The organism is Aeromonas sp. PrichA-15, from assembly GCF_017939245.1.
Classification (GTDB): domain Bacteria; phylum Pseudomonadota; class Gammaproteobacteria; order Enterobacterales; family Aeromonadaceae; genus Aeromonas; species Aeromonas caviae.
Window position 1 is genome coordinate 1 of sequence record NZ_JAGKRH010000174.1, and the last position, 6060, is coordinate 6060.

Here is a 6060-nt window from a genome sequence, read left to right on the forward strand (position 1 = left end):
ATGACGGTATAACCTGGCCAGAAGGAGGCAATATCAATATGATGCACGGCGACAGCAGGGTGATGGTGGTGGTGTGTTTGGAGACAACCAGTTTACCAGCACCCTGTCTGTCAACTTCCACTTTCCCAGGATCCCGCGAAGAACCAAACAAAAGGGAGCTCAAAGGCTCCCTTTTATCTGCGCGGCCTGCGCAGCATGGTGTGCGCGGCCTCTTCGGCGTTGTGCCTGCGGCGGGGTCACGACTCCCGGCGCCAGTGGTAGCGCCGCTCCGGGCGGCCACGCTGGCCGTAGTTGAGCTCCACGTCCAGCCGATCTTCTGACTCCAGAAACTCCAGGTAGCGGCGGGCCGTGGTGCGACTCAGGGAGAGGCGCAGGGCCACGGTGTCGGTGGAGAAGGTGTTGTCCGGCTCCCCCGCCAGCAGATCCAGCACCTGGCGCAGGGTGATGGCATCGATCCCCTTGGGGGTTTCCCGCGCCTCCCGACCCTGGTTGCGCGCCTTGCCCATCAGGCGGTCCAGGTCGCTCTGGGCGAGCTCCCCCGGCTCGCACAGGCGGCGATGGAGGACCAGGATCTCCTCCAGGCTCTGCTGGATGCGAAACAGCCGCAGCGGCTTGATGACGTAGTCCTGCACGCCCAGGTTGAGGGCCTGCTGTATGGTCTCCACGTCGCAGGAGGCGGTCACCATCATCACCATCACCTCCCGGTTGTGGCTGCGCAGCCGGCTCACCCACTCCAGGCCCGAGCCATCGGGCAGGGAGATGTCGACCATCAGCAAGCGGGGCTCGCTCCCCGCCATCAGGCGATCCGCCTCGGCCAGGGTGCCGGCCCGCCCCATCAGGGAGAACCCGGCCGTGGAGGAGACCAGTTCCCCCAACATGGCGCCTATCCGCTCGTCATCCTCGATAATCAGCGTGAAGATTGGCTTCATGACTTACACCAATTGGTTTTTATTCAAATAGATACCGAACAGGGTCGTCTGCTCGGCGGTGCGGCGCCATTCTATCACGCCCCCCCGCCTGGCCACCGTCTTCTTGACCAGGAAGAGGCCGACCCCGTGATCCCCGGTCTGGCGGCTGACACCGTAGTCGAACAGGTGATCCGCCAGCGCCTCGTCCACCCCCTCGCCACTGTCCTCCACCTCGATCACCAGCCGCCGCCCCAGATCATCGAGGGAGAGCAGCACCCTGGGCGCGGCGTGCTCGCGGTTCCCCCAGGCGGCGCGAATGCCGTTGTCCAGCAGGTTGCCGATGCAGGTGATGAGATCCGCCGACACCTCGGCCGGATACTCCCCGAGGGCCGACCCCGCATCCAGCACCAGCTCCACCCCCAGCTCCCGCGCCCGGCTGAACTTGCCGAGGATGAGCCCGGCCACCGGCTTGTTCTCGATGACCCGCAGCAGATCCTGCAACATGTTCTGGCAGGCTTCGTTCTCCTGCTGGATGAGGTCTACCGCCTGATCCACGTGGCCGAGCTGGAGCAGACCGGAGAGGCTGCTGAGCTTGTTGGCGAATTCATGGGTCTGGATGCGCAGCATCTCGCCGTACTGGCGCAGGTGGGTCACCTGCATGCCCAGGCTGCCGGTGCCGTCTGGCCGGCTGAAGATGAGCATGCGCCCCGGCTCGCGACCGCTGAGCTCCTGCCAGTGGCCGACGAAGTCATCCCCCTGCACGGTAAACCTGACTGCCCCCCCTTGCTGCAACGTGGGCACGAGGCCGGGGGCCAGCTCCGCCAGGGAGCGGCCCAGCAGGGCGTGGCGCCCGGTGCCGGGCAGTCGCAACTGATAGAAGGCGGCGCTGTTGAGCATGGTGATCCTGTGCTGGTTGTCCAGGGCCACTATCCCCTCCGAGATCCCCTCCAGCACCAGATCCTGCTGGGCGAAGCGATTGGCGATGGTTTCCGGTTCCAGATCCAGCAGGGTGCGGCGCAGCAGGTGCTGCACCCAGAGCGCCAGCAGCAGGCCGCACCCCAGCACCGCCGCGATGGCGCCGACCAGCAGGGCGATCCGCTCCTGATAGGTGCCCTCCACGGTGCGCATCAGATAACCCACCGCCACCGCGCCGATGGCCTGGCCATCGGGCCCCACCACGGGAGCGAAGCAGCGGATGGCGGGGCCCAGGGTGCCCACGTCCCGGGAGCAGTAGCTCTCGCGCGACTGGAGCGCAGGCCAGATGTCCTCCCCCCGGAAGGTCTGGCCCACCAGCTCGGGGGAGGGGTGGCTCAGGCGCCTGGCATGTTCGTCGGTCACCACCATGTAGGCGGCGTCGGTGCGGCTGCAGATCCCCTGCACATAATCCCGCAGCCCGGGATCGCTCCCCTTCTCCAGGGCCCGGACCACCCGGCTGTCCGCCGCCAGCACCCGGGCCAGATCGCTCCCCTTCTCCTTCAGGTTGTTCTCCAGCAGGTGGCGCATGAAGAGGGCGAGCAGACAGCCCAGGATCAGGATCAGCAGCAGTGACAAGCCAAGCGAGAGGGTGACTAGCTGGTGGCGCAGTTTCATCGTTCAACCTTGCAGCGGACAGGAAAGCCCAGGGTGAGGGTGTCCCCCTGGCCGGGTCAATGGCCAGCCTGGCGCACCTCCAAGGTGGCCACTCTAGCGCCTCCCCCGGCCGTTGTCGGTTAGCTGGCCCGCAAAGCCATATAAAAACTTAAACACCACGGCCCGGGCAAAAAACCTGAACGTGAGCTGTATCACACTATTTACTTAGCCTGCGAAATAAATATAATGCTTCGCAAGCTAAGTAATTGAGGTGCCCGTCATGAAAAAGGATCTGGAGATGTTGCGAGAACTCTCCCTCGCCGAGCAGCTGGGGCGATTGCACCGGCTCTGGCGCACCGTGGCCGATCTCGAGCTGGCACCTCTGGGGCTCACCCATCCCCGCTGGACCGCCCTGTGGAAACTCAGCCGCCTCGGCGGCCACCTCAGCCAGAAGACCCTGGCCGAGGCCCTGGAGATAGAGCTCCCCTCCCTGATGCGGACCCTGGGTCAGCTCGAGGAGCAGGGGCTGATCGAGCGCCATTGCTGCAGCCAGGACAAGCGGGCCCGCATCGTCACCCTGACCCCGGCGGGCAAGGCGCTGCTCGATCAGATCGAGGGCCGCATCATCGCCGTGCGCCGGGAGCTGCTCACCGGCATCAGCCAGCAGGAGCTGGCCCAGTTTGAAGACATTGTGCACCGCATCTCCGCCAACGCCCTCGGCAAGATAGCCGCACAGCATGAAGAGAGAGAATAAGATGACACCGGATCAACAATTCAAGCGCTGGATAAAGTGGGCCATCGTCTGCTTCGTCCTGGTGTTTGGCTACTTTCTGCTGGCCGACATCAAGATGCCCCTGACCCCCCAGGCCATGGCCACCCGGGTCGTCACCCGGATGGCCCCCCAGGTCAGCGGCAAGGTGGTCGAGGTCGCCGTCGCCAACAACCAGCACGTCAAGCAGGGGGATCTGCTGTTCGCCCTCGACCCGGAGCCCTTCCAGCTCGCCGTGGATCAGGCCAGGCTCGCCCTGGATCAGGCCAGGCAGCAGAACCGCCAGCTGGACGCGACCCTGACCGCCTATGAGGCGGAGTACAGCTCGCTGCGCACCCAGGCCGACCAGAAACAGCGGGAAGCGGCGCGCATCGACGCCCTCTACCGCCGTCACATGGTCTCTGAACAGCAGAAAGATGACGCCGACAGCGCCGCCCGCACCGCCCGTGCCAACCTGCTCGGCAGCCAGGCCCGGGTAGAGCAGGCCCGCGTCAACCGCGGCTTGCCAGGGGAAGACAACCTGCTGCTGCGCCAGGCCCGCAACCGCCTCGCCCAGGCCGAGCTCAACCTCGCCTACAGCCGGGTTCATGCGAGCCAGGACGGCATCATCACCAACCTGCAGCTCAAGCCTGGCAGCGTGGCCAATGCGGGCTCCCCCCTGCTGGCCCTGGTCTCCGAGCAGGTGGACGTGATCGCCGATTTTCGCGAGAAGAGCCTGCGCCACGTCAGCGCCGGCAGTCAGGCCCTCGTCGCCTTCGACGGCGAGCCCGGTCGCCTCTATCCTGCCCGCGTCGCCAGCCTGGATGCCGGGGTCAGCGCCGGCCAGTTTGACGCCAACGGCCAGCTTGCGAACCCCGTCGAATCCGATCGCTGGGTGCGGGATGCCCAGCGCCTGCGCCTGCACCTGACCCTGGAGCAACTGCCCGCCCACCTGCCGGCCGGGGCCCGCGCCACGGTGCAGCTGCTGCCGGACAACACCCTGACCGGGCTGCTGGCCCGCGGCCAGATCCGTCTGCTCAGCCTGCTGCACTACATCTATTGAGATGACGACCATGAACCTGTGGCACAGACCCCTCACCCCCAACGAACTGCGCCAGTGTCTGCGCATCGCCTTTGGCTGTACCCTGGGGTTTGTGCTGTGCAAGATCTTCGGCTGGAGCAACGGGGTCTTCTTCACCGTCACCCCGGTGCTGCTGCTCGGCCTGGTGCCGGTGATGAACGGTCACGCCGCCCGCCAGCTCATCGCCTCCGCCGCCATGTGTGGTCTGGAAGTGGGGCTGCTCGGCGGCCTGTTCGGCGGCCACCCGGGGCTCATGACCCCCCTGGTCTTTTTGCTCTTCCTCTACCGTTTCGCCGCCATGTCCCGGGGCAGCCTGTTCCTGTTCGGTGCCAACGGGGTGCTCAGCCTCAGCATCATGCTGCACTTTGCCAGCTACCCCGGGATTGATCTGAACGACCTCATCTTCAGCAACCTCTGGGCCAGCGTCCTGTCGGTGCTCATCGCCTATCTGATGACGGCCCTCATTCCGGACGTGGAGGAGCGCCCCAGGCCGGCCCCCTCCCCCAAGGCGCCGCACCGGATGCGCCACGAAGCCCTGCTGGGGGCGTCCATCGCGACCCTCTCGTTCCTGGTGTTCCAGATCTTCGATCTGCGCGACTCCATGTCTGCCCAGGCCACCACCCTGCTGCTGCTCTTCCCCATGCACTGGAACGGCGCCCTGGACTATGCCCGCAAGCGGGCCATGGGCACCCTGCTGGGGGTGAGTTTCGGCATCCTGGGGCAACTGGTGCTCTATGACTGGTCCGGCTTGCTGCTGCTGGTGACCCCGGTGCTCTGGCTCGGTGCCATGCTGTTCAGCTATGCCCATGTAAAGGAGGCGAGCGGCTCCGGAGTCGGCTTCGGTGCCCTCACCACCCTCGGCATCCTGTTCGGCCAGTACCTGACCCCGGGCAACGACCTGGTGTTCAGCGCCCTCTATCGGGTGAGCAGCATCCTCTTTGCCATCGTGGTCACCCTGCTCGCCTGCTACCTCATCCACCGGTTGCTCAATCGCTTCGAGGCGACACGGTTCGGCCATTGACCCTTTTCTGCAGCCATTGGATGGCTCCCTTTCGCCCCGCTTGCCTGCCGGGGCGTTTTTTTGCCTGCCCCACGGACCAGAGGGAGACGGACGCATCCCGACGCAGGGCTCCCGCCACGAGGTTGCAGTTGTGCCTCATCCTGTTAGGCTCAAGGCCATATGACACCGTTGTGAGGATCAAACATGAAACACGCCAAGCTCTTTCTACTGGGGGCGGGCGCCATCACCCTGCTCGGCGGCTGCGATCTGGGCAGCGGCAAGCTGGGAGTGACCGGCGGCGATCCCGTCACCTATCTGTGTGAACAGAACCAGAAAGTGCAGGTTCGCTACTTCTCCCTCTCGGACGAGAGCCTGAACTTCGTCAAGCTCTCCCTCCCCGATGGCAAGGATTACACCCTGCCCCAGGCGGTTTCCGCCTCCGGCGCTCGCTATACCGACGATCACGAGGTGGTCTGGTGGAACAAGGGCAAGGAGGGGTTCGTCGAGATGCGTGATGACGCCGGGGAGTGGCAGAGCCGCTACAACGACTGCAAGGAGCAGTGATCCGCGCCGTCATGGCACACAGCCCACACGAAACACCCCGACCTGGCCGCAATGCTGTTCAGATAAGCACTTTTTTGACTGATTATTCATAAATTGGATTTGAGTTGAGGGGGCAAGGCTGTGTCCAGTCGATCTTCCTCCAGCCTTTATCCAGCGGGGCTTGCAATAGAAAGAGGGAGGCATCATGCCT

Annotated in this window: 6 protein-coding genes; 4 read left to right on the forward strand and 2 right to left on the reverse strand. The window is 65.0% G+C overall.

What is annotated here, in order from left to right; all coding sequences use genetic code 11:
• Window positions 1–236 precede the first annotated feature (236 nt).
• Both J9889_RS17860 and J9889_RS17865 read right to left on the reverse strand, forming a co-directional pair.
• Window positions 237–929, reverse strand: coding sequence for a response regulator (locus J9889_RS17860; RefSeq protein WP_039039279.1), 693 nt, complete (start codon window positions 927–929; stop codon window positions 237–239).
• 3 nt (window positions 930–932) lie between these two features.
• Window positions 933–2498, reverse strand: a complete 1566-nt coding sequence (locus J9889_RS17865) for a sensor histidine kinase (RefSeq protein ID WP_010673460.1) — start codon at window positions 2496–2498, stop codon at window positions 933–935.
• Between the two features lie 259 nt (window positions 2499–2757).
• Here J9889_RS17865 and slyA point away from each other — a divergent pair, with 259 nt between their 5' ends.
• The 4 genes from slyA to J9889_RS17885 all read left to right on the forward strand — a co-directional run bounded on the left by slyA (window position 2758) and on the right by J9889_RS17885 (window position 5870).
• A complete protein-coding gene (gene slyA, locus J9889_RS17870; protein ID WP_010673459.1) occupies window positions 2758–3231 on the forward strand; it encodes a transcriptional regulator SlyA in 474 nt (157 codons plus the stop codon).
• 1 nt (window position 3232) lies between these two features.
• A complete protein-coding gene (locus tag J9889_RS17875) occupies window positions 3233–4288 on the forward strand; it encodes an HlyD family secretion protein (RefSeq protein ID WP_010673458.1) in 1056 nt (351 codons plus the stop codon).
• A gap of 10 nt (window positions 4289–4298) precedes the next feature.
• Complete coding sequence (locus J9889_RS17880) at window positions 4299–5327, forward strand: DUF2955 domain-containing protein (RefSeq protein ID WP_010673457.1); 1029 nt, start codon at window positions 4299–4301, stop codon at window positions 5325–5327.
• 183 nt (window positions 5328–5510) lie between these two features.
• Window positions 5511–5870, forward strand: a complete 360-nt coding sequence (locus tag J9889_RS17885; protein ID WP_010673456.1) for an MliC family protein — start codon at window positions 5511–5513, stop codon at window positions 5868–5870.
• Window positions 5871–6060: the final 190 nt, after the last annotated feature.